The organism is Sphingobium sp. B11D3A (assembly GCF_025961695.1).
Lineage (GTDB): Bacteria > Pseudomonadota > Alphaproteobacteria > Sphingomonadales > Sphingomonadaceae > Sphingobium.
On sequence record NZ_JAOQOE010000001.1, the window covers coordinates 3,430,381 to 3,455,702 of the forward strand.

The window sequence follows — 25,322 nt, forward strand, 5'->3', positions numbered from 1 at the left end:
GGCGCTCCCTGTCGGTTTCAAGAATGTCAGCTCTGCGCGGCGCGAATGGCGGGGTAGGCGCGGCGGAAGGCCTCGCGCTTGGGGGCCAGTCGTTCGGCGGTCAGCGGGTCTGGCTCGATCACATGAGCGATCGGCGGCGTCGTGCAGATGTCGGCAGGTGCGCCGCCGGTTACACCGATCTGCGCCAGGCGGGCCGCGCCCATCGCCGGACCGACTTCACCGCCCTTGAGGTAATTCAGGCGCGTGCCGAGTGCAGCGGCGATGATCTGGCCCCAATAGCGCGACCGCGCGCCGCCGCCGATCACGGCCAGTTCCTGCACATCGCTGCCGGCGTCGCGCAGCGCATCCAGCCCATCGGCAAAGGCAAAGGCAACGCCCTCCAGCACCGCCTGCGCCAGCCGCTCCGGCCCGCTATCATGATCGAGATTGAGGAAGGCGCCGCGCACCTGCGGGTCGTTATGCGGTGTGCGTTCGCCTGAGAGATAGGGGAGGAAGAGTTCCGGTCCGCACGCGGGGCCAACGGACTCCGCGCGGGAAAAGAGGTCGGCGGCGCCGGCTGCACCGGAGAGGCGTGCAGCAAAGTCTATGCACGACGCCGCCGACAGGTGCACGGCCATCTGATGCCAGTGTGCAGGCAGGCAGTGACAGAAGGCGTGCACGGTTCGGTCTGGATTGGGTTTGAACTGGTCGTTGGCGATGAAGATTACGCCCGATGTGCCGAGGGAAAGCAGCCCGTCGCCATCGCTGACGATGCCGATGCCCGCAGCGCCGGCGGCATTATCGCTGCCCCCCGCGGCAACCGGAACGGGGGACATGCCCCAGAGCTGAGCGACCTCCGCCCGCAACGTGCCGGTCAGCTCTGTGCCCTCGTACAGCGCCGGCATGTGCGCAAGGCTGAGTCCGGTCGCGTCCAGCAGTGCTTCCGCCCAGCGCCGCCCGGCAACATCCAGCCACAAGGTGCCGGCGGCGTCGGACATGTCCGTGGCTTTGTCGCCGGTCATTTGCAGGCGGATATAGTCCTTGGGCAGCAGCACGGTGCGTGTGGCGGCGAAGATCTCCGGCTCGTGCCGGGCGACCCAGGCGAGCTTTGGTGCGGTGAAGCCGGGCATGACGATGTTGCCGCCGATTGTGCGGAAGGCGTCGGTCTTGTCTTCCAGCGCGATGCATTCGGCGTGGCTGCGCCCGTCATTCCACAGCATCGCAGGACGCAGCGGCTGATCGTCCGCGCCGAGCAGCGTGGCGCCGTGCATCTGGCCGGCGAGCCCGACGCCCAGCACGGCGCGCCGCACGGCGGGGTCGATGGCCTGCACCGCTGCGGTGGTGGCAGCCCACCACGCGGCCGGGTCCTGCTCGGACCAGAGCGGATGCGGCCGCTGCACGGTGAGCGCTGCCGTTCCCTGGCCGACAACGGCGCCATGCTGGTCGATGACGACCGCTTTCACGCCGGAGGTGCCGATGTCGATGCCGAGGAACATGCCGGTCAGTCGTGGAACGGATTGATCGTCTGGATCGTGCCGTCGGCGTTGAAGGTCAGCTCGGTGACCTTCACATTGCGCAGGTGGTTTTTGCCGCTCAGCTGCGTGTCATGATAGAAGAGCCAGGTCTTGCCGCCCCAGTCCACAATCGAGTGGTGGGTGGTCCAGCCCTGCACCGGCTCCATGATCTTGCCGCGATAGGTGAACGGACCATAAGGCGACTTGCCGGTGGCGTAGACGAGGAAGTGGGTGTCGCCCGTCGAGTAGGTGAAGTAATACGTGTCGCCACGCTTATACATCCAGCCACCCTCGAAAAAGCGGCGGTTGTGGTCGCCGCCCAGCAGCGGCTTGCCTTTCTCGTCGAGGATCACCGCATCACGCGGCGCTTCGGCGTAGCTCTTCATGTCCGGGGCCATTTTGGCGACCTTGGGCATGAGCGCCGCCTGGTCGTCCGCCTTGAGATCGGTCACGCCGATCGCGGCATCATATTTGCCCTTGGCCCAGTTCTGGAGCTGGCCGCCCCAGATGCCGCCGAAATACATGTAGCTGGTCCCGTCCGTGTCCGTGAACACATTGGGGTCCATGGAGAAGCTGCCGGCAATCGGCTTGGGCTCGGCCTTGAACGGACCCATGGGCGTGCTGCTGGTCGCCACGCCGATGTGGAAGATGCCGTCCTTGTCCTTGGCCGGGAAGTAAAGATAGTAGGTGCCGTCCTTGAACGCGGCGTCGGGTGCCCACATCTGCTTGGCGGCCCAGGGCACGTCCTTCACGTCCAGCGCGACCGGGCCGATCTTCACCGGGCCGCCGATCTTCTCCATCTCCAGCACGCGATAGTCGTGCATGGCATATTGGGTGCCAAGGTCATCATCGGGGATGCCTGCGTCGACATCATGGCTGGGATAGACGTAGATCTTGCCGTTGAAGACATGGGCCGAGGGATCGGCGGTGAAAATCTCCGTCACGAGCGGCTGGGAGAGGAAGCGCTTGCCGTCAGCCGAGATGCCATCCGATTCATGCGCCGCGCCAGTCGCGCCATTGTTTGCAGCGGCCGGTTCATCCGAGGAGCAGGCGGAAAGGGCGGTGGCGAGACCAAGCACGACAAGGCTGGTCCGGAGCATCGGGACTTTCGACAAGGGGGCTCTCCTTCGTTTATCTTGCGCGCCGCTTATGGTTGTGCGGCGTTGTTAAGGTAGCGCTACCATTACGGATGTGGCGCGGTCAAATGGATTCCGCTCGCGCATGAATTTGTCCTGTTTGGAGGAGGATACGCGCTCGTGCGCATAAAACAGGCTGGGCAAGGAGAAATGGGAGCGCTACCAATATGACTCAGGGCAGCGAATCCGCACAGGATCAGCGTGCCGCCAAACAGGAGAGGGACAATGAAGATCGCGGCGGGACTGTGGGCGCGTGGATGGATGGCCGCAGCGCTGGCCTTGATGCCCGCGGCGGCATGGGCAGGGCCGGAGGCCCGCTTTGCAAGCTTCGATTATGATGGCCAGTCCATCGAGCAGGTAACGGTCAAGCCCGGCGCCTACCGCAACCCAATCCTCTCAGGCTATTATCCCGATCCCTCGATTACGCGGGTGGGGGAGGATTATTATCTCGTCACCTCATCCTTCGCGCATTTTCCGGGGCTTCCGGTCTGGCATTCCAGGGATCTGGTGAACTGGACGCAGATCGGCAATGCGATCGACCGGCCCGATCAGCTCAACCTTGCCGGCCGGGGCGTGTCCGAGGCCGTGTTCGCGCCGGACATCAGCTTTCATGATGGCACCTTCTACATCGTCAACACATGCGTGGGGTGCCGGGACAATTTCGTCATCACCGCCAAGAAACCCGCCGGCCCCTGGTCCGACCCCATATGGCTACCGTTCGAGGGGATCGACCCGTCGATCTATTGGGAAGGCGACAAGGCCTACATCGTTAACAATCGTGGGCCGGACGAGACGCCGCGCTATGAGGGGCATCGCGCCATCTGGATTCAGGAATATGACTGGCGGGCCGGCAAGATGGTCGGGCCGAGCACCCAGCTCGTCAATGGCGGGGTGGACCTGAACAAGAAGCCGATCTGGATCGAGGGGCCGCACATTCTGCGCAAGGATGGCTGGTATTATCTGACCGCGGCGGAAGGTGGCACCAGCGTCGATCACTCCCAGGTGGTGTTCCGCTCGCGCAAGCTGCGCGGACCTTATGTGCCGTATAAGGATAACCCGATCCTCACCCAGCGCGACCTCGATCCCGCCCGGCCCGATCCGATCACCTCGGCCGGCCACGCCAAGCTCGTCCAGACCCCGGCGGGCGACTGGTGGGCAACATTTCTGGCGGTGCGGCCTTATGCCGACAACTATTACAATATCGGTCGCGAGACCTTCCTGCTGCCGGTCCAGTGGAAAGACGGCTGGCCGGTCATCCTGCCGCATGGCGAGACGATTCCGTTCGCGCCCAAGGCGCCCGCGCTGCCTCCACAGGTCCGGCCGCCGCTGCCGACCAGCGGCGATTTCGCATATGCCGACAGCTTCGAGGGCGACCAGCTCGCCATGCAATGGGTCGGCGTCCGCACGCCGGATCACCCGTTCTATCGGCTGGAGCGTGGCGATCTGGTGCTGGCCAGTGCCGCGCCGCTCGGTGACAAGGCCGTAACGCCCGCCTTCCTCGGGCGGCGCCAGCAGCATCATGTCGCGACTATGCGCACCGTCGTCACCTTCTCGCCGGAGCAGGAAGGCGACCGCGCCGGCCTTGCCGCGATGCAAAGCGACGATGCCTGGCTGTTCTTCGGCCTCACGCGGCTGAACGGGCAGGATGCAATCGCGCTGTATACTCGCGCCAAAGGGAAGGAGCAGCTGGTCGCCTCCGCGCCTATCGCCAACCGAGGCCCGATGACGCTGACGATCCGTGCCAATGGCGGGACCATGTCCTTCGACTATGCCGGGGCAGGGGGCATGGGCCGGCTCGCGGCGGATGTGGATGCCCGCTTCCTCAGCACACAAGATGCAGGCGGATTCACCGGCACCATCGTGGGGCCTTATGTCTGGGCCCGCTAACCGAAAGGGCTGCTGAGCGATGGTCACGCGCCGCGATGTGCTGGAAGGCTCGCTGCTGCTCGCCGCCAATGCCTGTTTGCCGGGCGCCGCCGTGGCCGCGTCCGAGAGCGACAGACCCTTGCGCGACCGGCTCTGGTATCGGCGCCCGGCGACAGAATGGACGCAGGCCCTACCGGTCGGCAATGGCCGGATCGGCGCGATAGTGTTCGGCGGCGTCGGCACCGAGCGGCTGCAACTCAATGAGGATACATTATGGTCCGGCGGGCCTTATGATCCGGTCAATCCCGCTGCCCGTGCCGCCTTGCCGGAGGTGCGCAGGCTGATTGCGCAGGGGGATTACGCGCAGGCGCATGACCTCGCGAACCGCACCTTGATCGGCCAGCCGGTCCAGCAGATGGCCTATCAGAGCTTCGGCGATCTGTTGCTCAGCTTGCCGGGCGCCGCGTCCGCTGCTGTCCCGGCGGATTATGCGCGCATGCTGGACCTCGACCGCGCCACGGCGACGACGACGTTCACGCTGGCGAACACCCGGCATGAGCGCACGGTCTTTGCGTCGCCCGTGCGACAGGTGATCGTGCTGCGCCACGAGGTGGATGGCCCGGCGTCGCTCGATCTCGATATCGGCTTCACGCCGGCGCAGGAGGCGCAGGTGGAGGCTCGCGACGCGCTGCTGCTCATCCGGGGGCGCAATCGTGGCGCGCATGGCGTCGACGGTGCGCTGAAGCTGGCAGGGCTGGTGCGCGTGATCCCGGAAGGCGGCTCGCTCACCGCGCAGGGCGATCATCTGGCGTTGCGTGGCGCGCGGGCGGTGACGGTTCTGGTCGCGATGGCGACGAGCTTCCGCCGTTTCGACGATGTCTCCGGCGATCCAGATGCGCTTGTGCGCGGCTGGATCGTCGACGCGATGGCGCGCAGCACCGAGCAACTGCATGGTGAAGCGGTCGCTGCCCATCGCGCCCTGTACCGCCGCGTCGAGATCGACCTTGGCGATGACAGCGCCGCCGCGCTGCCCACCGATGAGCGCGTGATCGCCGCGCAGAGCCGCGATGACCCCGGCCTTGCTGCGCTCTATTTCAATTATGGGCGCTATCTGCTGATTGCCTCGTCGCGCCCCGGCTCCCAGGCCGCCAACCTGCAGGGCATCTGGAATGAGAGCATCGATCCGCCTTGGGGATCGAAATACACGATCAACATCAACACGCAGATGAATTACTGGCCGGCTGAGATCACGGCCTTGCCCGAATGCACCGAGCCGCTGGTGCGGATGGTGCAGGAGCTGGCGGAAAGCGGCGCCCGCACCGCGCGGGAGATGTATGGCGCGCGCGGCTGGGTGGCGCATCATAACAGCGATATCTGGCGCGCCACCGCGCCGGTGGATGGCGCGCGCTGGGGGATGTGGCCGACCGGCGGGGCGTGGCTGTGCGCCCATTTGTGGGAGCGCTGGGATTATGGGCGAGACAAGACCTTCCTGCGCGATGTCTATCCGCTCATGCGCGGGGCGGCGCTGTTCTTTGTCGATACGCTGCAGGTCGATCCCGAGACCGGCGCCCTCGTTACCAGCCCGTCGCTCTCTCCGGAGAACGCCCATCATGGTGACATCGCGATCTGCGCCGGGCCGGCCATGGACCAGCAGATTTTGCGCGACCTGTTCGATCAGACGGCGCAGGCCGCCGATCTGCTCGGCATCGACGGCGCCTTCGCGGCGGAGCTTCGCGCCTTGCGTGGGCGTCTCGCGCCAGATCATGTCGGCGCGCAAGGGCAGTTGCAGGAGTGGCAGCAGGATTGGGATGCGCAGGCGCCCGAGCCGGACCATCGCCACGTCTCGCATCTCTACGGGCTATTCCCCAGCCAACAGATCGACCCTGACGACACGCCAGCGCTCGCGGCGGCGGCGCGCCGCTCGCTGGAATTGCGCGGCGATATCGGCACCGGTTGGGCGACGGCCTGGCGGATCAACCTGTGGGCGCGGCTTGGCGAGGGCGACCGGGCCCACCGCATCCTGTGCTTTTTGCTCGGGCCGGAGAGGACTTATCCCAATCTGTTCGATGCCCACCCGCCTTTCCAGATCGATGGCAATTTCGGCGGCATCGCCGGCATCGCGCATATGCTGATGCGCAGCCGGGGCGATGAGATTCACCTCCTGCCGGCGCTGCCCTCGGCCTGGCCGACCGGCGCGGTGCGGGGGCTGCGGGCGCGGGGGGCCTGCATGGTCGATCTCGGTTGGGCGCAGTCCCGGCCGCGCACGCTGACCCTCACCAGCGCCGTCGATGCGGAGCGGACGGTCCGCTTCGCCAGCCAGCGCCTGACCGTGCGGCTGAAGGCTGGCCGCTCACAGCAGATCGACGTGAGCGGCTGGCTGGGCATCGCGCCTATTTCGGCAGGGTGACGCCGGTGGCGATGGCGAAGTCCGCGCTCTGCACCGGCAGGCCGCTATCGGGCTGAGCCGAGCCTACCGAGACGCGATATGCACCGGGGAAGACCTGCCGCACGCCCTCCAGCGACACCGCGCTCAGATCGCGCGGCGAGAGATCGAAGCTGATCGCGCGGGATTCGCCGGGCTTCAGGTCCACCCGCTGGAAGCCGCGCAAGGCGATACGCGGGGTGCCGGGCACATCCGGGAAATCGAGATAGAGCTGCGCCACCTCTTCGCCCGCTCGCTGCCCGCTATTGCGCAGGGTGGTCGAGACCCGCACGCCTTGCGCAGCATCGCCCGAGGCCTGCACCTGCAGCGGCTCATAGGCGAATTGCGTGTAGCTCAGGCCGTAGCCGAAGCCGTAAACCGGCGTGCCGGTGAAGTAGCGGTAGGTGCGCCCGGCCATGCTGTAGTCGCCGAAGGGCGGCAGCTCATCCACGCTGCGATAGAAGGTGAGGGGCAGGCGCCCGGAGGGATTGGTCTTGCCGGAGAGGACATTGGCGACCGCGAGACCGCCATTTTGGCCCGGATACCAGGCCTCCACGATGCCCGCTGCATGGTCCTTCGCCCAGGCGAGATTGATCGGGCTGCCGTTCATCGCCACGATGACCAGCGGTTTACCCAGCGCGCGGGCCTTTTCCAGCATGGCAAGCTGCTCGGCCGGCAGATCGAGCGTGGTCTTGTCGCCACCCTCAAAGCCCGGCACCTTCACCGGCGTTTCCTCGGCTTCGAGATCCGAGGTGAGGCCGACGACCGCGACGATCACGTCCGATTGCGCCGCCGCAGCGGCAATCGCCGCATCGGCATCGGGGGAGACGCGCTTCCACATCAGGTCGATGCCCGTGTTGATGTGCGAGGTCATCATGATCTCGATCGGGTAGCGCTTGCCCTTCTCCAGCGTCAGCGTCTTCATCGTGGGCAGGCTGTTCCAGCGCGAGTTTTTGAGGTCCACGAACGGCTTGCCGTCGAGCAGCATTTCGCCGTTGGAGCCGGACAGGCCGAGCCGGTAGGTGCCGCTCTCCGGCGGCACGAGGAAGCCGGTCCAGACCACGCGGTGATGGTCGGAGACGTTCGCCAGATCGAGGCTGCGTCCCGACACATCGGCTTCCCTGCGGGTCACAACCGGCCTGGTCTGGAAGGTCATCGCCTTTGTGGCGCTGTCGAACGTGCCTGGGGCGAAGCGGGCGGGCGGCGTCTGCGTGGGGTTGTAATAGCGCGCCAGCAGGCCCGGCTTGCCGTCTGGCGCGATGAGGGCTGCCGTCGGCACGCGGTCGCCATCGGTGAAGGTCTCCGTGAAGGGCGCATGATGGATCGTCGCGCCGGGCATGGCCTGACGAAGCCCCTCCAGCACGGATATCGGCGGGCCGGAGAGCGTAGAAGAATAATTGCCGCGCAGCACGCGGGTGGCATCCGCCAGCGGGCCGATGACGGCGATGCGGGCATGGGGCTTGAGCGGCAGCGCGCCATCATTTTTGAGCAACACCAGGCTCTTTTCGGCGGCCTTCAACGCGAGCGCTCCGTGGTCCGGCGCGCCGATGACGGATGGTGCGATGGCCGCGCGCGGCCCAAGACCGGGCAGGTCGCCATTGCGCAGGCGCGCGGAGAACAGCCGCACGAGCGCGGTATCGACATCGCTCTGGGTGATGAGATTGCGGTTCAGCGCATCGAGATAGGGCTGGCCCAGGCCCGCGGTGTCGCTCAGTGTCGCGCCATTGCACTCGCTATCGACCCCGGCCCGCATGGCGGCGGCGACCGCCGTGGCGGCATCCGGCGCATAATGATGGTTGCGCTTGATATCGGTCACCGCATCGCAATCGGAGACGACATAGCCCTTGAAGCCCCAGGCATCGCGCAAATGCGTCTTGAGCAGATCATCACTGGCGCACGCCGGCTGCCCGTTCACGCGGTTATAGGCGCACATGATCGATCCCGCCTTGGCGTCCACAATGGCAGCGCGGAAGGCCGGCAGATAGGTGTCCTCCATATCATGGCGAGAGACATAGACATTGGCATGATGGCGCGTCGATTCCGGGCCGCTGTGCACGGCATAATGTTTGGGCGTCGCGATGATGTTCGGCCGTGCCGGGTCAGGCCCCTGCATGCCGGTGATGAACGCCTTGCCGATCTCGCCCGTGAGGAAGGGGTCCTCGCCATAGGTTTCCTGCCCGCGCCCCCAGCGCGGATCGCGGAAGATGTTGATGTTGGGCGACCATGTGTCCAGCCCCGTGCCGATGCGCCCCAGGCGTCCGGTCTGCCGCGCCAGCGTATGCAGGCCCCGCATCTCGACGCTGATGATGTTGGCGACATCATGGACCAGCGGCGCATCGAAGGTGGCGGCGAGGCCGATCGGTTCGGGGAAGTTGGTGGTCGGCAGCGTGCCCATCGCGCCGTGCAGCGATTCCGTCCACCAATTGTAGCCGGGAATACCAAGGCGCGGGATGGCAGGCGCGACATTGAGAAGCTGGTCCGCCTTTTCCTGCGGCGTGAGCTTCGCCACGATGCCTGCCGCCTGCCGCTCGGACTGTGCCATGACCGTGCCGGCATCGTCTGCCTGAGCGGCCAGCGGCACGGCGAACACCGCAGCACCGGCGAGAATGAGGGCGCGTAGGGAGGGAGCGGCGGTCATGATCTGTCTCCAGCGTCTGAATCGGCGAAAGGATGGGGAAGGGCGGTCATGGCGCGGTGCCGCCCATCTGGACCCCGGCACGGGCGATGACGGCGCGCGCCTCGGGCGGCCAGGCCTGCCCGTTGACGGCAATATTATCGACGAGGTGGTTGTTCAGATAGGCTGACCAATTGCCATTGGCCTTGCCGCTGTTGAACCAGTTACCGGAGGCAAGATTGTCCAGATTGGTTCGGCGCGGCCGGGCGTCGTCCTGCGCATTGAGGTTCACCCATAGGCCGACGCCGTCGATGACATTATGGCGGACGGTGACGTAGCGCGAGCCTTCGTCCAGATAGACGCCGATGCCGCCGGGGACATCATAGATGTGGTTTTCGGCAATCAGCGCGCCCGGATCGGCGGAGAGGTGGTAGATGGCGCCGCCGTCCGGAAACCAGCGTTTCACGCCGTGAACGCGGTTGCCGAAGATCACCGTGTCGCGCAGGATCGTCGGCGTCTCGTAGATGCGGTTGCCGGGCTGGTCGTAATAGCCGCGCGCCCGCGTCATATAGGCGGTGTTGCCGCCGGGATCATTGGTTCCCCAGCCCCAACCGACATCAATGCCATCATAAGGCGCATCGGAAACGTCATTGTGCAGGATGAGTGTGGCTGAGGCGTAAGTAACCAGAATGGCGGCCTGCTCGCGATAATCCTGCGATACCGTCTCGATGTGATTGTTGCGGATCAGTATGTCGCGGACGGCCATGTCCGGCGTTGAGGGATGGTGGGCATCGACGGTCGTTCCCCCGACCATGATCGCACCGCCGGCCAGCGGGCCGAAGCGCGAGTCGCTGACCTCGATCGACTGCGCGGCAAGCCCCGGACCGCGCGCATTCGCCTCGCGATTATTGCCGATGCCGAGCGCGATCTGTCCCAGTTGCGCGAAGGTGGCGTTGCGGAACGTGATCCGCCGCGCGGCGGAAATTTGCACGGAGGCGGGCTGCTGGCGCCAGTGGTTGCGTTGCGCCTCGAACGCGGCACAGCCCCAGCTGCAATCGCGAATTGGATCGGCGGGATAATTGGCGATGTCGCCTGCGAGATAGCTCCCGCTCTGCTGGCTGGCATAGCCCTCGGCGCTGCTCGGCCCGCGCCAGCTTGTGTGGCGGAAGGCCAGCCCCTCGAAGAGAATGTCCGACACCGGCGCCTCCGCGCTCCCGGCGATCGTGATGAGCGCCTCCCGTCGCGGCACGACGATCTCATGGGCCTCGGGCGACTGGCCATCCTGCGGCTTGTAGTAGAGCACGCCTTTCGCCGGATCGGCATACCAGTCGCCGGCGGCGCGCATGAAGGCGAGGGCATTGGCGACGAAGAAGCGGGCCTTGGTCCCGGAGACCGGCTTGGCAAAGGTATCGTAGCCGATCAGATTGTTCCGCCAGCCGGGCTGCTTGAGAAGAATGCGGTCGCCCTTGATCCGGTCGATGACGGCCCGTCTGTCGGTGAAGAAGCCGGTGTTCTCCACCTCCATGCGGCTCTGGTCCGGCAAGCTGGCGAGAAAGCGCCAGGCCGGATCGACGATTTGGATGCCCCAATCGCAAAAGGCGAAGGCGCTCCGGGGCGCCTCGACAGCGGCGCGATGGGCGAGGCGGCCATCGACCCATAATTGGCGCGGATCGCTGCCTTTGCCGATCGACGCCGTCCAGATGTTGCGGTCGCGGTCGGCGAGCGTCCAACCCTGCACGATCGACCCGCCGGAGAGCGTGGGCTGCGCGCCCGGCGCGGCTTCCCAGCGGACGATATGGCCGGCATGGCCGCCATCCTCCGCGCCAAAGTGCAAAGGCGCGTCGAGGGAATAGACGCCGTCGGCGAGCTGGACGGTGACCGGCCTGTCGCGGTTCAGCCGCCGTACCGCTGCCTGCGCCTGCACCAGCGTGCCGAACGGACGCGCGGCGCTGCCATCGCCCGTCTCTGCGCCGATCGGCGCGACGTGCAGCACCACCGGCTTGGCCTCCGGTCGCGGGGATATCTGCACATTGGAGAAGGCATCTTCCGAATTGGGTGCGCCTCGCGCAGGCATTGCGGGGATGACGGGCGCAGGCGGCAATTGCGCGGCGACCACGCACGGCCATCCGCAGGTTAATGCGATCAGGATGCGAAGTGGTGGAAGAAAGGTAGCGCTACCCAATAAGCGTGGGACGTGGGGCCGAATGCCGGAAGCCTGTCTCATGCCCCCAAAGCTCAGACGGGCTGGAGGCCGTAGTCGCGAATCTTGCGCAGCAGGTCGCGATGGCGGGGGAGGCTGGTGCGCAGCCGGTCGGTCTGGCGGCTGTTTTCGCGGATCGCCTGCATGGCGACGGCAGCCTCCGGCGTCAGCGTTTCGGGTGCGACTTCTGTGCGGAAGCCCATGCCGTACAGCACATATTGGTAGCTCGCGGCGGGGAAGACCTCCTCGATGCGGTCGAACTCGTCATGGAACCAGGGCGACTGGTAGCGCCAGAGGTCCAGCAGGTCCTGCAACCGGTCCGGAATGGTCTCCGGCAGCAGATTGTCGCGCCAGAAGGCGCTGTCGGTGCGTTTGGTCAGCACATAATGCAGCTTGAGGAAATCGATGATCCGGCCCCAGCGATAGCTGGTGGTCTCGTTGAAGCGTCGGGCGATGATGTCCATCACCTCGCGGCAGGCCGGCATCTGCTCGGCGATCATCTTGGCGGAGAGTTCCACCAGCACGATGGCGGAGGCTTCCAGCGGCTCGAGGAAACCGGCGGCGAGACCAACCGCGACGCAATTGCGCTTCCAGAAGATTTCGCGATGGCCCGAGCGGACGTCGATCTTCCTCAACGGAAGGTCCGCGCCTGCCGGGCCGAGATAAGCGCGCAGCTCGCGCTCGGCCTCGTCCTGCGTGATGTGGCGGCTGGAATAGACATGGCCGATACCACGGCGGGAGGGCAGGCCGATGTCCCAGATCCAGCCGGCGCTTTGCGCGGTGGAGATGGTGTGCGTCGCGACCGGGCTGCTCTCGCTCTCATAGGGCAGTTGCACGGCCAGCGCGGTGTCGCAGAACAGGATGTCGCCGCAATCTTTGAACGGCACGCCCAGCGCATCGCCCAGCAAAAGGCTGCGAAAGCCCGTGCAGTCGATGAACAGATCGCCTTCGATTTCGCCGGCCTGCTCCGTGTCGATGGCGCGGATGTCGCCATTCTCCGCCAGCAGCACTTGCCGGACATCGGCCAGCACATGGCGCACGCCCAAGGTCTCGCAGCAATGGCGCTGCAGGAAGGGCGCGAACTTTCCGGCATCAAGATGATAGGCGTAGTTGGCGGCGCCTTCATACTCGGCCGTGGTGATGGATTTGGGCCCTAGATTCTCGTCGCAGATCACGCCCTGCGGGCACACCGTGTCGCAAAAGCTCTGGCCCTTGCCGTTGGCGAGCCAGTGGGGGACGAGATTGACCCGGGCAAAACCCTCCGGGAGAACGAGCGGGTGATAATAGCCGTCATCGGCCGCGCCGGTGGTCCAGCGGTTGAAGCGCGCGCCCTGTTTGAAGGCCGCGTCGCATTCGCGGAAGAAGTCGGTTTCGGAGACGCCCATGGTCTTGAGCGTTGAGCGCAAGGTGGGCCAGGTACCTTCCCCAACCCCGATGATCGGCGTGTTCGGCGATTCCACCAGCGTGACGGTGAAGCTGTGCGGAATGCGGCCGCGATGTCTCGCCGCGATGATCCCAGCCGTCAGCCACCCGGCGGTGCCGCCGCCGACGATCACGATATTCTTGACCGGATGAACCATGACCACTCACATGAACGATGCGGGGGAGCGCAGGAGTGCGCTCCCCCGGCAAGAAGTCAACCCGATCAGTACTTCACACGGACACCGGCCGAGAAGCGGCGCCCGTAAGAGAAGACATCCAGCGTCTGATTGCTGAACCGCCCGTGCGTGCTGTAGGTCGAATTGTTGAGGTTGTTGGCCTCGACAAAGACCGTCGCGAAAGGCGTGACGTCATAGCTGGCCGAGGCATCGATCTGTAGTTGCTGATCGACATAGACCGGCTCCGCACCGAAGGTGCCGCCCTGATCCTGACCGAGCCGGACCAGATATTCGTCGCGCCAGTTGAGGGCACCACGGATCTGGAAGCCGTCCTTGTCGTAGAAGGCGATCAGGTTGGCCGACTTGGCAAGGCCGGTGATCGAGAAGGCCGAGCCGTCCGTGCTGGTGGGATCGTAGTTGCGGTTGCTCCACGGGAAGGTGGCATTGGCCTGGAAGCCGAAGCCGCTCTCGCCAAAGACGTGCTGCACGGCGATTTCCACGCCCTTCACGGTGGCTTCCGGCCCGTTGACCTGGCTGTTCACGTTGAAGCGCGCAAGCCGGCCGGTGCTGGGATCGATCGCATCGTCGATCGACTGCACCGACACGCCACCGACCACGAAGTTGGTGATGTGCTTCAGGTAGAAGTTGGCCGAAACATAGGAGTTGCGCTGATAGTACCACTCTGCCGCCGCATCGAAGTTATCGGAGAGATACGGCTTGAGGTCGGGGTTGCCGCCACTGGCCGAGAGGCTGCCCACGCGCAACGTTCCCAGCGTGACGGTGGGACGCAGCGCGGCGAGGCCCGGACGGGTGAGGGTCCGTGAGGCACTCATGCGCAGCAGCAGGTTGGGCATCACCTCCAGCTTCGCATCGAGGCTGGGCAGGAGGAAGGTGTAGTTGGAACTGCGCGAGATGGTCGTCGGATCGGAGAAGCCGTTGGTCCCCAAGGCCGGGTTCGGCTGGATGAGGGTCGGATCGCCCGACGGGATGGACAGGCCCAGCAGACGGCGCCCGATCGCGTTCGAGGTCAGATGCGTGCCTTCATGCCGCAGACCGGCCGTCAGGCTGAACGGCATGCCGCCCAGATCGGTGTCGAAGGTTGCCCGGAAGAAGATGGCATAGGTCTTCTCGCGGATTTCATACACGCTGGCCGGATCGAGCGTCGGTGCCACCGATCCACCCGAGGCTTCGAGCAGCTTGTAGACCTGATAGGGATCATAGACGATGACCGAAGGCCCGAGATTGCCCTGATAGCCGGGGATCCAGTTCGCGGTGCTGATGATGCCCTGATAGACGCTGGCCGGCAGTGGCGCGATGCCGCCGCTTGATCCGCCGGGGCGTCCGGAAGGCGTGCCATAGCCCGAGCGGCTGGCGAACACGCCATTGCTGAACGTGCTGGTGTTCTCGCCGTACAGCTTGTCTTCCATATACTGGCCACCGAAGGCCAGCTTGACGTTGTCCTGATCCCAGCGGAGCACGGCCCGCAATTGCTTGACGGTGTCGGCATTGTAGGGCGCGCCACGGACAATCACGTGCGAACCGATCACGCTGGTGTCGGTAAAGCGCGAGACATTGCCTGCCGGACCGATGTCGTGGATCTGCGGCAGATAGTCCTTGCTGGGCCCAAGGATCGTGACGCCGGTATTGGCCCCCAGGATGGTGGTGCCGCCAGCATTGGTGCCACCGTAACCGATGTCCATGCTGTCATTATAGCCGTTCCGACCCGGATTGCGGGTGCTGCGGGAAATGAAGCCGTCGACATCCAGCTTGAGGTTCTCGCTGACATCCCATTTGACGTTCGCGCCGATGGTGTTCGTTTCGAGAATGGTGCGGGTGTAGTTGGCGTTGAAATCCATCGGCGTGCCGAACTGCGAGAAGTCGACGACCGTGCCGTTCTCGTCATACTTCACGTTGCGCAGGTCGCTGCCGTTGAACCAGGCGGCATAGCCGAACGCATTGCTGTGCACGGTCTGACGGCTGAAATTGTCATCGACCGTGATGAGCAGATTGTCCGAGGGCTGCCACTGCAGAGCGATGCGCGCATCGAGGCGCTCGTCCTTGGTGTGGATCTGCTCGATGCCGGTCTGCTGCGGAAACCAGTTCAGCACCGAATTGCGATTTGAGGGTGTCGCCCAAGCGGCGCTGGTCGCATCGCTGGTCGGCGTGCAGGTCGGCACGTTCGGGCCGGCCTGGCAGGGTGCGAAATTGGCGCCGATCCAGCCCGGTACGAACACGCGGTTGGAGGTGGTGTCCGTGCGCTTGTAGTTGACGTTGCCGAGGATGCCGATGGTGTCATCCGCGAACGTGTTTGAGATCAGCAGGCCGGCAGACGGCGTCACATCCTTGCTGCGCGACTGGTACGAGCCGGAGGCGCGGCCGATGACCTGGAAACCCGGACGGTCGAACGGCTTGGGCATCTCCACATTGATGAAGCCGCCGATGGCGCTGGTGGAGAGTTCGACATTGGGCGTCTTGTAGACGTTCAGCCGGCCGACGAAGTCCGAGCCGATGGTCGTGAAGTCGACACCGCGGTTGCCGATGGCGGTGGAAATGTGGCGGCCATCGACCAGCGTGTCGATGAAGTCCCCGCCAAAGCCGCGGATAGTGACGCCGTCCGCCTCGCCACGGCGACCGTTGCGCTGCACGGAGACGCCAGGCAGGCGCTGCAGGGCGGCCGCGACGTTAGGATCGGGGAACTTGCCGATGTCCTCGGCCGAGATCGCTTCCACGACGCCGGCGGACTCGCGCTTGATGTCGAGATTCTGCTGGAGCGAGGCGCGGTAGCCGGTGACGATGATGTCTTCAGTCGATGCGCTCTGGGGCGCTGCGCTGCTTTGGGCCATCGCCGGTGCCGAGACGATCAGCGCCAAGGCACTGGGGGCGCCGAGCAGGACCGCCTTGAGAATTGCAGGACGATTGAGATAATCGAAGTTAGGCTGATTGCCTTTCATAACCCCCTCCACTTGTAATCATCGAACGGCTCTGCTGGCCGGTTTCCCGGATAGAAGACGCCACGAAACGGCATTGCTGCCGCCGGTTTTCACATGATGCGGATAAAGTGGTCCCTTGTCGGCGTGACACGTCACGCTTACACCCTCTCCAGACATCGTGTTTTTCTATGCTTGAACGTTAGTGCGAAAAGGTAGCGCTATCAAGCTCAAATTTTCGGTGTATATATGGCCCACCAAAGGGCTGGATTATTGACCGGAAACGTCTGATTCCTGCGGTGGATTGCAGCGATCGAACTTGCGGTGCGGAGAATGGCGTCAAGAAGCGCGCTCCCGCCATCGCAATAAAAATGAGGAGAGGGATGGCATGGAAGCAGCACTCGAAATTCTGGATTCGCAGGCCCATCGGCACCTGCGTTTAGGCGCGATTTCGCCGGAAACGCGCAACTTCGTGCCGGTCCTGCCGTCGGAATTTGCGGCGGCTGCGGCGGTCTGCCCGATTCTCTTTGCGAAGAACCCGGAAACCGGCGCTTTCTATGTCGGTGCCCTGTTCGGCTTCAAGGAAGGCGAAAATCTGCTGGTCGACTCGCATTCCGGCAAGGCGCCTTTCCGCTCGCTCGATGAGCAGCGTGAGGCCTTCTTCGTCTCCGGCGAGAATATCGCGATCGACCGGGCCAGCCCCCGCCTGAGCGAAGTGTCCGGCGAGCCTTTGTTCGATGAGGATGGCGGGGCGACATCGACCACGCGGCATATGCAGCGGTTGCTCGGGCAGATCGTCGCCGGCCAGCAGGAGGCCGAGCGCTTCATCGCCACGCTCAACCGTTTGGGGATCATTCAGCCGATCGATATCTCGCTGCGGTTCGACGATGGCGAAACCATTGAGTTGGCGGGCTTATACACGGTCAGCCTCGATCGGTTGCACGATCTTGACGATGCCAGCGTGCTGGCGCTGTTCCGCAACGGCGATCTTCAATTGGCCTATTGCGTCGCCGCTTCGCTCAAGCAGGTTCCGGTGCTTGCCGAGCGTCGCAACCAGATGCTGACGCAGGCCGGCTGATCGGAGAAGCTCGATGGCCGCTGCCATTGCCGAGCTGGACCGGGAGGCACTCACCGACGCCGGCGCCTTTCGGCGCCTGCTGGTCGAGCCCTGCCAGCCTGCGGTCGTTCGCGGCCTGTGCGCCGATTGGCCAGTCGTCCGGGCGGCCGCGCAGGCGGACGGTGCGCTCGCGGACTATCTGGACCGCTTCGCCACAGACCGGCCGGGAGAAATCTTCGTCGGGGCGCCGGACATTGCCGGGCGCTATTTTTACGACGATGGTCTGGAGGGCTTCAATTTCGAGCGGCGCGAAGTGCCTCTGCGCGAGGGCTTGCGGCAGATCCTGGCGCGCGCCGAGACCCCCGGCGATGGCACGGTGTATATGGGTTCACTGCCGGCCAGCAGCTATGTGCCGGGCTTTGAAGCAGACAATGCCCTGCCATTCATGCCGCAGGGCGTGGTGCCGCGCATCTGGCTGGGCAACGCATCCCATGTGAGCTGCCATTACGACACGTTCGAGAATCTCGCTTGCGTGGTGGCGGGCCGGCGATGCTTCACGCTGTATCCGCCCGATGCGATTGGCGACCTGTATGTGGGGCCGATCGACCGCACCTTGTCCGGTCCGCCCGTCAGTCTCGCGGCCTCGGCGCCGGAGGGCGATCCCCGTTACCCCCGCATGGCGCAGGCCCGTGCGCGGGCCATGACGGTCGAGCTCCTGCCGGGCGACGCGCTCTACCTCCCCAAATTATGGTGGCATCAGGTGGAGGCGACAGCGCCGTTCAACATGCTCGTCAACTACTGGTGGGATGCCTTCTCCGCCGGCCCGGATGCGCCGATGACGGCGATGATGCTGGCGATGATCGCCATCGCCGAGCGTCCGGCGGCTGAGCGGGAAGCATGGCGCGCCTATTTCGATCATTATGTCTTTCAGCGCGAGGGGCATCCGCTCGCCCATCTGCCGGAGGCGCAGCGCGGGTTGTTGGGGCCGCTGCGGCAGGGCAATTACGCCCGCATCCGAGCGCTCGTCATGCAGCAACTGCGCGGTGGCTGACTGGCTGCCGCTGATAATCACCAAAACAGGAGGATGGGGATGACCATGAAGACAAGCGCAATTCACGCGGCCCTGCTGGCAGGTCTGTGCCTGGCGATGCCTGCCGCGCCGGCTCCGGCCCAGGTTGCCACCAACGCGCCGGCGCCGGTGCCGGGCGCGCCGAAGGTGACGCTCGAGCGTATCAAGGTCCATTCCCCGGCCATCGCAGGGAATCTGGAAGGCGAGTCTGCTGATCGCGATGTCATCGTCGTCCTGCCGCCCAGTTATGCCACCAACCGGGCCAAAAGATATCCGGTCGTCTACGCTCTGCACGGCTATTCCATCGGCGCTGAGCAGTGGATCGGCGAAATCCATGTGCCGCAAGTGATCGAGGGTGCGCTGGCCAAGGGCGCGCAGGAGATGATCCTGGTCTTCCCGGACAGCAAGACCATCCACAATGGCTCGATGTACTCAAGCTCGGCGACAACCGGCGACTTTGAGCGGTTCATCTCGCACGATCTCATCGCCTATATCGATAGTCACTATCGCACGGTGGCGAGCCCGCAGAGCCGGGGCCTCGTCGGCCATTCCATGGGCGGTTATGGCGCGGCGCGGATCGGCATGAAGCACGCCGATCAGTTTGGGGCGCTCTATCTGATGAGCCCGTGCTGCCTGTCCGCTCGCGATGCCTTTGCGCTGGATGAAGCCGGGTTGGCGCAGATCGCGGCAGTCAAATCTCCGGCTGACTCGGCGAACCTGCCATTCCCGTTGCGGGCGCAGCTCGCGGTCGGCGCGGCCTGGTCGCCCAACCCCAAAAAGCCGCCGCTCTATCTCGATCTTCCGGGCGGCGATGAGGCGCAGCGCAATGCCATTCTGGCAAAATGGGCGGCCAATGCGCCATTGGCCTTTGTCGACCAATATATCGGCGCGCTGAAAGGCTATGCCGCGATCGCGATGGACGTCGGCGATCAGGATAGTCTCAAGACCGACACCGAGACGCTGCACAAGGTCCTCGATTCCTACGGCATCGCGAACAGCTTCACCCTCTATGAGGGCACGCACACCAGCCATGTCGCGTTCCGATTCCAGGACCATGTGCTGCCGTTCTTCAGCGCGCATCTGGTTTCCAAGGCCGGCGCGGCACGATGACGGTCGGGCGTGAGTCCCGCTTCTGGCTAACGGTAGCGGCGGTGGCGCTGGCAGCGACGCAGGCCGTCGCCCAGACAGCCCCCGCCACACCGTCGGGTGCCGCCCGCAGCGCTACGGTTGATCCGCTGGCGCCAACGGGGCGCTGGAGCATCTATAGCGGCGGGCACGCCCCGCTGCCGCCAATGGGCTGGAACAGTTGGAACGCCTTCACCAGCGATATCGACGAAGCCAAGCTGATGGCCTCGGCGCGGGTGATCGTGGAGAGCGGCCTCGCCGCAAAAGGCTATCGCTACATCAACATCGATGATGGCTGGTGGCTCAAGCGCCGCCAGCCGGATGGCCGGATGCTCATCAGGACCGAGACTTTTCCCTCGGCGGCGACCGCAGGCGGCGGCAACAGCTTTCGGCCGCTCACCGACAAGCTGCACGCCATGGGCCTCAAGGCCGGCATTTATTCCGATATCGGCCGCAATTCCTGCGGACAGGTGTTCACATCGACCTTCCCCAACCAGCCCGAAGGCACGGTGCTGGAGCGCGAAGTGGGCCTTTACGGCCATGTCGATCAAGACATCGCGCTCTACTTCAAGGAATGGGGCTTCGACCTCATCAAGGTCGACGCCTGCGGTATTCGCGGGCTGCCACCCAGCGACCCGCGCGTGAAGGCAGGGCAATATCGCGGCCTCGATCCGCTGATCGACGTGGAGTCGCTCGGGCGTACCGACATTCCGGCCGTCAAGGCGCTGTATGACGACGTGCGGCAGGCGCTGGAGCGACATAATCCCGACCAGGATTATGTTTATTCGCTGTGCCTGTGGGGATCGGCGGACTCGCGGGCATGGTCCCGAACGGTCGGCAACATGTCCCGCACCAGCGAGGATATCTTCCCCACCTGGAGCCGGATGCTGCACAATCTCGACAGTGTCGCGCATCGCCCGCTTTATGCTCACCCCGGCTCCTGGAACGACCCCGACATGCTGTTCGTCGGCACCGGGGATTTCGACATGACCAACCCCGTCCGTGCGCGCTCGCACATGGCGCTGTGGGCCATGGTCAATGCCCCGCTGATCATCGGCTATGATCTGCGCAAGGCCTCGCCGCGGATGCTGGCGATCCTCGGCAATGAGCGGATCGTCGGGCTCAATCAGGACCCCGCAGGCAATCAGGCGGTCCTCGCCTTCGATTCGCAGGATGTGCAGATTTTCGTGAAGACGCTTGCCGATGGCGACAAGGCGGTTGCGGTCTTCAACCGCACGGCCGCGCCCGCCAAGGCGGTGCTGACGGCGGATCATCTGAAGTTCGCGACCAGTGCGCCGGTCAGGCTGACCGATCTCTGGCAGGGCGCAGACCGCCAGTTCACCGGCGAGCAAGCCCTCGACCTCGCGCCCTATGAGACGCTGATCTTTCGCGCAAAGGGCGCGCGGCGGCTCGTTGGAGGGCTCTATCTTTCCGAGCAGCCGTCACGGGTCAATCCTGCGGAGGATGGCGTGGTCGTGCCGGAGGCGGACCCGCAGGTGTATCGCGGACTCCTCCCCTGGCGCGGGACCAAGGGTGGAGGCGAGCGCACGCAATATGGCGGCTGGGGCGGGGCACGGCTGGACCAGACGCCGTTCGGGCAGGCGCTATCCGTTGCTGGCACGCATTTCGAGACCGGCCTTGGCATTCTCGCCAATTCGCGGGTGGAGGTGCGTAACGAGGGGTTCCGGCGCTTCGTCGCCTCCGTGGGAGTGGATGACTCCGCGCGCTCCCGCCAGCAGCCGGTGACATTCCTGGTCTATGGGGATGGCAAGCTGCTCGCCCGCTCCAAGCCGGCCCAGGCGGGGGAAGCGGCGCAGTCGTTTGATGTCTCGATTGACGGCGTTCGCATCATTGAGCTGGTCGCCCGGACGGCGCAGGCTGAGCGCTTTCCCGACCCGGTGACCTGGGGTGATGCGGCGCTGATGGAATAGGCGCCGACACGCTACCACGAGGCATGCCTTCGCTCTCCTCGCCGAGCGATAAGGACCATCCCGCCCGTTCGTCGGTCATCGCATTTCTGTGCGCCTGCATCGCCGAGTTGAGTCGGCGCAAAGTCGTCCTGCCGCACGATCCACTCTGGTTACCGGTGGTTAACGTGGGGGGAGGGGAACCGTTCATCTATGCGCAAGGTTCCCCTGAACACGCAGGAACTCGTGGTGCTTCCTGCGCCGCATTGAAAGGTTCGGAGAGTTCATGACGGAGGGGTTTCTGACAGTCGAATACGCACCTCGCGAGCGGCGGTCGGATGATGCTGCGATCCTGCAGACCCCAGCCGATCGACGAGTAGGAGAAACGCAATGAATACCCTTTCCACCAGTTCCAAGCTTCTTATGACGCTGGCCTTGATGACCGGCGTGGCGTCCGGCAGCGTGCTCGCGCAGACCGAAACCGCCCCTGAGGCGGATGTCTCGACGACGGTTTACACCGATTCCGCCCAGATGACGGCCGGCCCGGAGATCGAGGGGATCATCTCTGCGCGTAATGGCGACCAGCTGCAGATCACCTCGACCGATGGCACGCGCAATACGGTTACCGTTAACAGCTCGACCCGCATTACCGCCAGCGGCGGCTTCCTTGGCCTCAATCGCGATCAGCTGGGTGCCGATCAGCTCCTGAACGGCCTGCCGGTCAAGGTCGACACGCTGCAGGGCGGCGGCGGTCTGGTCGCCAGCAAGATCGACCTCAAGAACCGCGATCTGCGCACGGCCGAAATGATCCGCAATGGCACCTCGCAGCGCTTTGAGGAGCAGACTGCCGCCACGGACGCCTTGCGCGCCCGCATGGGTGATATCGACAAGTATAACATCAAGAGCACGACCAACGTGAACTTCGACACCGGCAAGGCGGTGCTCTCGCCGATGGCCAAGCAGAATCTCTGCGCTACCGCGGCGCAGGCTGAGGCGACCGAGAATGCCCTGCTGCTCGTGGTCGGCTACACGGACTCGACCGGCGACCCGGAATTCAACCAGACGCTGAGCGAGAAGCGCGCGGCGAGCGTGCTCAATTATCTGCAGCAGACCTGCAAGTGGAAGCCATACCGCATGCTCGCCCCGGCCGGCATGTCGCTTTCCGATCCGGTCGCTGATAACTCCACGCCGGAAGGCAAAGCCCAGAACCGTCGCGTGGAAGTCCATGTGCTGGTCAGCAAGGCGGTCGACGGCGCCTAAGTCAGGATCGCGGCGGCCCCGTCCATCTCTGGCTCAGTCGAGCCGGCGGTTGGCGGGGCCGATCTGCGTTCGGAAGCGTCAGGCGAGGCCGCCTGGCTCGTCATCCGTCGGACGCTGCATCGCCGCCCGTGTATCATCGAGGGCGAGCTGCACGAGAACCTGCATGGCCTCCGCCGCCGCATCTGCGTCCCCGGCGGCAATCGCATCGTACACGCGCATATGATCGGGCACCGGGTCGCGCGGAAGGCCAACGGACCGCTGCTTGAACTGCGTCGTCCAGTTGACGGCCGCACCGATACTGGCGCTGAGCGTCATCAACACGGCGTTGCCGGTGCAGGCAAGCAACGCGCTGTGGAAATCCCGGTCCGCTTCCCGCCCTTGCTCGGTCGCCAGCGTGAAGCGGCGCATTCGGGTCAGCGCATCCTTCATCGCGGCAACATCATTGCGATCCCGCCGCTTGGCGGCGAGGCGCGCGGCCTCCGGCTCGACGATTGCCCGCAGTTCGAACAGGTCGCGCACATAATTCACATCCGGCTCGCCGCCGAAGGCCCAGGCCAGCACCATCGGATCGAGCAGGTTCCAGTGACTGCGCGGCAGCACGCGTGTGCCGGCCTTGGGGCGGCTTTCCACCAGCCCCTTGGCGGTCAGCACCTGAATGGCCTCACGATAGGCACTGCGGGAGACGTCCAGCGCCTCGGCATTCTCAATCTCGCCCGTCAGTCGTTCGCCCGGCGCGATCCGCCCGGAGACGATCGCCGAGCCGAGATAATGAGCCACAGCCCCGCGAAGCCGCCGGCCCGATCCCTTCGCCGAGCGGGGGAGCCCGGTCGGGGTGTCGCCCAAACCCCCGTTCCCGGCCGCGCTGTTATCCTGCGTGCTGATAGTCATGCCCCTGTTGCCGCCAGATCGTCTGGACGTTGCTGGAGGCTCAATTAGCGGGACTTGGGGCCTTGTGGCAACAGGAGGGCTGGCGCGGGCGCGATCATGCGCGCCCGCGCGGCTTCTTCATCAGGGTTCCAGCGCGATCACCGCGACGGACTTAGCTGGCATGTCGATCGTCAGCTTGCCACCGCGCACGCTGCCCGCAATCGGCTTGGGGCTGACGGTATTGGGGGCGGCGAAGCTGTTGATGCTGTCCACCTTTGGCGCGGTCAGCACCTCGCCGCGCGCCGAGCGCACGTTCAGCCCTGCGACGTTCACCGTCACCGGCGCCGCGCGCTGGGTGTCGACATTGGTCAGTGCCAGCCAGTATTTGCCCTGCTTGTCCTTCACGGCAACGGCATCGATGCGAGGCAGGGTGATGTCTCCATGCTGGTACGTCCCGGCCTGGAAACTGACCGGAATGAAAGTCGCATCCTGGAACGGCACATACATTTTGAAGACGTGATAGGTGGGCGTGAGCACCATCTTTTCTTCATCGGTGAGGATCATGGCCTGTAGCACATTGATCATCTGGGCGATGTTGGTCAGCTTCACCCGGTCGGCATGGCGCGCGAAAATGTTGATGTTGAGCGCCGCGATAATGGCGTCGCGTAGCGAGTTCTGCTGCTGGAGGAAGCCGGGATTGGTGCCGGGCAGGGGCTTGAGCCAAACGCCCCATTCATCGATGGCGAGCGAAACCTTCTTCTCGGGGTCATATTTGTCCATCACCGCCGCATTGGCCTTGATGAAGTCGTCCATCCCGAGCGTTTCCTTGACCAGTCGGGCATAGGCGCCCTCATCGAAGGCGTCGCTGGGGTAGGAGGGCGGCCAGCCACCGGTCGTGTAGCGATGGAGCGAGAGGCTCTCGACCGACCACGCCCAGTCGTGCTGCTTCCAGGTCTTCATCACCTCTTCGGTGTAAGCGGTTTTGTCATCGCCCGGTCCGACTGCGACGCGCAGCATGGCATCAGGTTTTCCCTCGCCCTGCTCGGCGTGATAGTTGCGCACGAAGCGGGCATAGAGCTTCATCTGGTCGGCATAGAATTCCGGCCGCATCGCCCCGCCACAGCTCCAGCTCTCATTGCCGAGGCCAAGATATTTGATCTTGTAAGGCTCGCGGTGACCATTGTCGGCGCGCTCCTTGCCCGCCGATGTCGTGGGATCGGCGGTCATATAGGCGACCCAGTCGGCGGCTTCCTTCACCGTTCCGGAGCCGACATTGACGTTGAGGTAGACCTCGGCGCCGACCTGGCCGACGAAATCCATGAACTCGTCCGTCCCGAAAGCGCTGGTCTCGACCGAGCCGCCCCAGTTGGAATTGATCGAGCTGCGGCGGTTCTTGGCCGGACCCACGCCGTCGCGCCAATGATATTCGTCCGCAAAGCAGCCGCCAGGCCAACGCACCAGCGGGGTGCGAATGGCGCGCAGGGCGTTGACGACATCGGTGCGGATGCCGCGGACATTGGGGATCTTGCTATCCTTGCCGACCCACACGCCGCCATAGATGCCGGTGCCGAGATGTTCGGCAAACTGGCCGAAGATGTCGCGGCTGATCGTCGCGCCCGGCTTGGTGGCGTCGATCCGCACCTCGACCGGATCGCCGGCGCGAGCCTGCGCGGCGGCGGGCGTGGTCGCGGCGGTGAAAGCCGGGATGCTCATGGCTGTGGCCAGCAGGGCCAATGTTGGAAATCTCAAAGTCTCTCTCCCCTATTTGAATGTCTTGAGTG

General features: G+C 64.9%; 15 protein-coding genes. 7 read left to right on the forward strand and 8 right to left on the reverse strand.

Going from position 1 to position 25,322, the window contains the following annotated elements:
* Positions 1–26: 26 nt before the first annotated feature.
* Entirely contained in the window at positions 27–1,475 is a 1,449-nt protein-coding gene (gene xylB, locus M2332_RS16030) for a xylulokinase (RefSeq protein ID WP_264574825.1), read from the reverse strand.
* A 5-nt stretch (positions 1,476–1,480) separates the two neighbouring features.
* Complete coding sequence (locus tag M2332_RS16035) at positions 1,481–2,593, reverse strand: glycoside hydrolase family 43 protein (RefSeq protein WP_264574989.1); 1,113 nt, start codon at positions 2,591–2,593, stop codon at positions 1,481–1,483.
* 261 nt (positions 2,594–2,854) lie between these two features.
* Between M2332_RS16035 and M2332_RS16040 the strand changes: the two genes are divergently transcribed.
* Positions 2,855–4,516 carry a glycoside hydrolase family 43 protein gene (locus M2332_RS16040; RefSeq protein ID WP_413715968.1) on the forward strand — a complete coding sequence of 554 codons (1,662 nt, stop codon included), beginning with the start codon at positions 2,855–2,857 and terminating at the stop codon, positions 4,514–4,516.
* Positions 4,517–4,535: 19 nt separating this feature from the next.
* Positions 4,536–6,902: a glycoside hydrolase family 95 protein gene (locus M2332_RS16045; RefSeq protein ID WP_264574826.1), complete on the forward strand. Its 2,367-nt coding sequence runs from the start codon at positions 4,536–4,538 to the stop codon at positions 6,900–6,902.
* On the opposite strand, the gene M2332_RS16050 is transcribed toward M2332_RS16045, so the two are convergent.
* The 4 genes from M2332_RS16050 to M2332_RS16065 all read right to left on the reverse strand — a co-directional run bounded on the left by M2332_RS16050 (position 6,886) and on the right by M2332_RS16065 (position 16,280).
* Positions 6,886–9,555, reverse strand: coding sequence for a glycoside hydrolase family 3 C-terminal domain-containing protein (locus M2332_RS16050; protein WP_264574827.1), 2,670 nt, complete (start codon positions 9,553–9,555; stop codon positions 6,886–6,888). The two genes, M2332_RS16045 and M2332_RS16050, sit on opposite strands and share 17 nt — an antisense overlap.
* A 46-nt stretch (positions 9,556–9,601) precedes the next feature.
* Positions 9,602–11,605, reverse strand: coding sequence for a right-handed parallel beta-helix repeat-containing protein (locus tag M2332_RS16055; protein WP_264574828.1), 2,004 nt, complete (start codon positions 11,603–11,605; stop codon positions 9,602–9,604).
* Positions 11,606–11,766: 161 nt separating this feature from the next.
* On the reverse strand, positions 11,767–13,311 hold the full coding sequence (locus M2332_RS16060) for a tryptophan halogenase family protein (RefSeq protein ID WP_264574829.1): 1,545 nt from the start codon (positions 13,309–13,311) through the stop codon (positions 11,767–11,769).
* Positions 13,312–13,376: 65 nt separating this feature from the next.
* Positions 13,377–16,280, reverse strand: coding sequence for a TonB-dependent receptor (locus M2332_RS16065; RefSeq protein WP_264574830.1), 2,904 nt, complete (start codon positions 16,278–16,280; stop codon positions 13,377–13,379).
* A gap of 364 nt (positions 16,281–16,644) precedes the next feature.
* On the opposite strand from M2332_RS16065, the gene M2332_RS16070 reads away from it, so the two are divergent.
* From M2332_RS16070 to M2332_RS16090, 5 genes are all read left to right on the forward strand, one after another.
* The gene (locus M2332_RS16070) at positions 16,645–17,334 is read left to right on the forward strand and encodes a SapC family protein (RefSeq protein ID WP_264574831.1); all 690 of its coding nucleotides are present in this window, start codon (positions 16,645–16,647) and stop codon (positions 17,332–17,334) included.
* Positions 17,335–17,347: 13 nt separating this feature from the next.
* Positions 17,348–18,364: a cupin-like domain-containing protein gene (locus M2332_RS16075; RefSeq protein WP_264574832.1), complete on the forward strand. Its 1,017-nt coding sequence runs from the start codon at positions 17,348–17,350 to the stop codon at positions 18,362–18,364.
* Positions 18,365–18,403: 39 nt separating this feature from the next.
* Positions 18,404–19,492 carry an alpha/beta hydrolase gene (locus M2332_RS16080; RefSeq protein WP_319801492.1) on the forward strand — a complete coding sequence of 363 codons (1,089 nt, stop codon included), beginning with the start codon at positions 18,404–18,406 and terminating at the stop codon, positions 19,490–19,492.
* Positions 19,489–21,438 carry an NPCBM/NEW2 domain-containing protein gene (locus tag M2332_RS16085; RefSeq protein ID WP_264574833.1) on the forward strand — a complete coding sequence of 650 codons (1,950 nt, stop codon included), beginning with the start codon at positions 19,489–19,491 and terminating at the stop codon, positions 21,436–21,438. The genes M2332_RS16080 and M2332_RS16085 overlap by 4 nt, the downstream gene beginning before the upstream one ends.
* A gap of 366 nt (positions 21,439–21,804) precedes the next feature.
* Positions 21,805–22,674, forward strand: coding sequence for an OmpA family protein (locus M2332_RS16090; RefSeq protein ID WP_264574834.1), 870 nt, complete (start codon positions 21,805–21,807; stop codon positions 22,672–22,674).
* A gap of 78 nt (positions 22,675–22,752) precedes the next feature.
* On the opposite strand, the gene M2332_RS16095 is transcribed toward M2332_RS16090, so the two are convergent.
* Together M2332_RS16095 and M2332_RS16100 are read right to left on the reverse strand one after the other, a co-directional pair.
* A complete protein-coding gene (locus M2332_RS16095) occupies positions 22,753–23,562 on the reverse strand; it encodes a FadR/GntR family transcriptional regulator (protein ID WP_264574835.1) in 810 nt (269 codons plus the stop codon).
* Positions 23,563–23,682: 120 nt separating this feature from the next.
* A complete protein-coding gene (locus tag M2332_RS16100) occupies positions 23,683–25,254 on the reverse strand; it encodes an alpha-N-arabinofuranosidase (protein WP_264574836.1) in 1,572 nt (523 codons plus the stop codon).
* Positions 25,255–25,322: the final 68 nt, after the last annotated feature.

Coding starts and splice junctions, on each gene's coding strand:
- xylB (WP_264574825.1), bottom strand. CDS start 1,475: ATGTTCCTCGGCATCGACATCGGCACCTCCGGCGTGAAAGCGGTCGTC.
- M2332_RS16035 (WP_264574989.1), bottom strand. CDS start 2,593: ATGCTCCGGACCAGCCTTGTCGTGCTTGGTCTCGCCACCGCCCTTTCC.
- M2332_RS16040 (WP_413715968.1), top strand. CDS start 2,855: ATGAAGATCGCGGCGGGACTGTGGGCGCGTGGATGGATGGCCGCAGCG.
- M2332_RS16045 (WP_264574826.1), top strand. CDS start 4,536: ATGGTCACGCGCCGCGATGTGCTGGAAGGCTCGCTGCTGCTCGCCGCC.
- M2332_RS16050 (WP_264574827.1), bottom strand. CDS start 9,555: ATGACCGCCGCTCCCTCCCTACGCGCCCTCATTCTCGCCGGTGCTGCG.
- M2332_RS16055 (WP_264574828.1), bottom strand. CDS start 11,605: ATGCCTGCGCGAGGCGCACCCAATTCGGAAGATGCCTTCTCCAATGTG.
- M2332_RS16060 (WP_264574829.1), bottom strand. CDS start 13,311: ATGGTTCATCCGGTCAAGAATATCGTGATCGTCGGCGGCGGCACCGCC.
- M2332_RS16065 (WP_264574830.1), bottom strand. CDS start 16,280: ATGAAAGGCAATCAGCCTAACTTCGATTATCTCAATCGTCCTGCAATT.
- M2332_RS16070 (WP_264574831.1), top strand. CDS start 16,645: ATGGAAGCAGCACTCGAAATTCTGGATTCGCAGGCCCATCGGCACCTG.
- M2332_RS16075 (WP_264574832.1), top strand. CDS start 17,348: ATGGCCGCTGCCATTGCCGAGCTGGACCGGGAGGCACTCACCGACGCC.
- M2332_RS16080 (WP_319801492.1), top strand. CDS start 18,404: ATGACCATGAAGACAAGCGCAATTCACGCGGCCCTGCTGGCAGGTCTG.
- M2332_RS16085 (WP_264574833.1), top strand. CDS start 19,489: ATGACGGTCGGGCGTGAGTCCCGCTTCTGGCTAACGGTAGCGGCGGTG.
- M2332_RS16090 (WP_264574834.1), top strand. CDS start 21,805: ATGAATACCCTTTCCACCAGTTCCAAGCTTCTTATGACGCTGGCCTTG.
- M2332_RS16095 (WP_264574835.1), bottom strand. CDS start 23,562: ATGACTATCAGCACGCAGGATAACAGCGCGGCCGGGAACGGGGGTTTG.
- M2332_RS16100 (WP_264574836.1), bottom strand. CDS start 25,254: ATGAGCATCCCGGCTTTCACCGCCGCGACCACGCCCGCCGCCGCGCAG.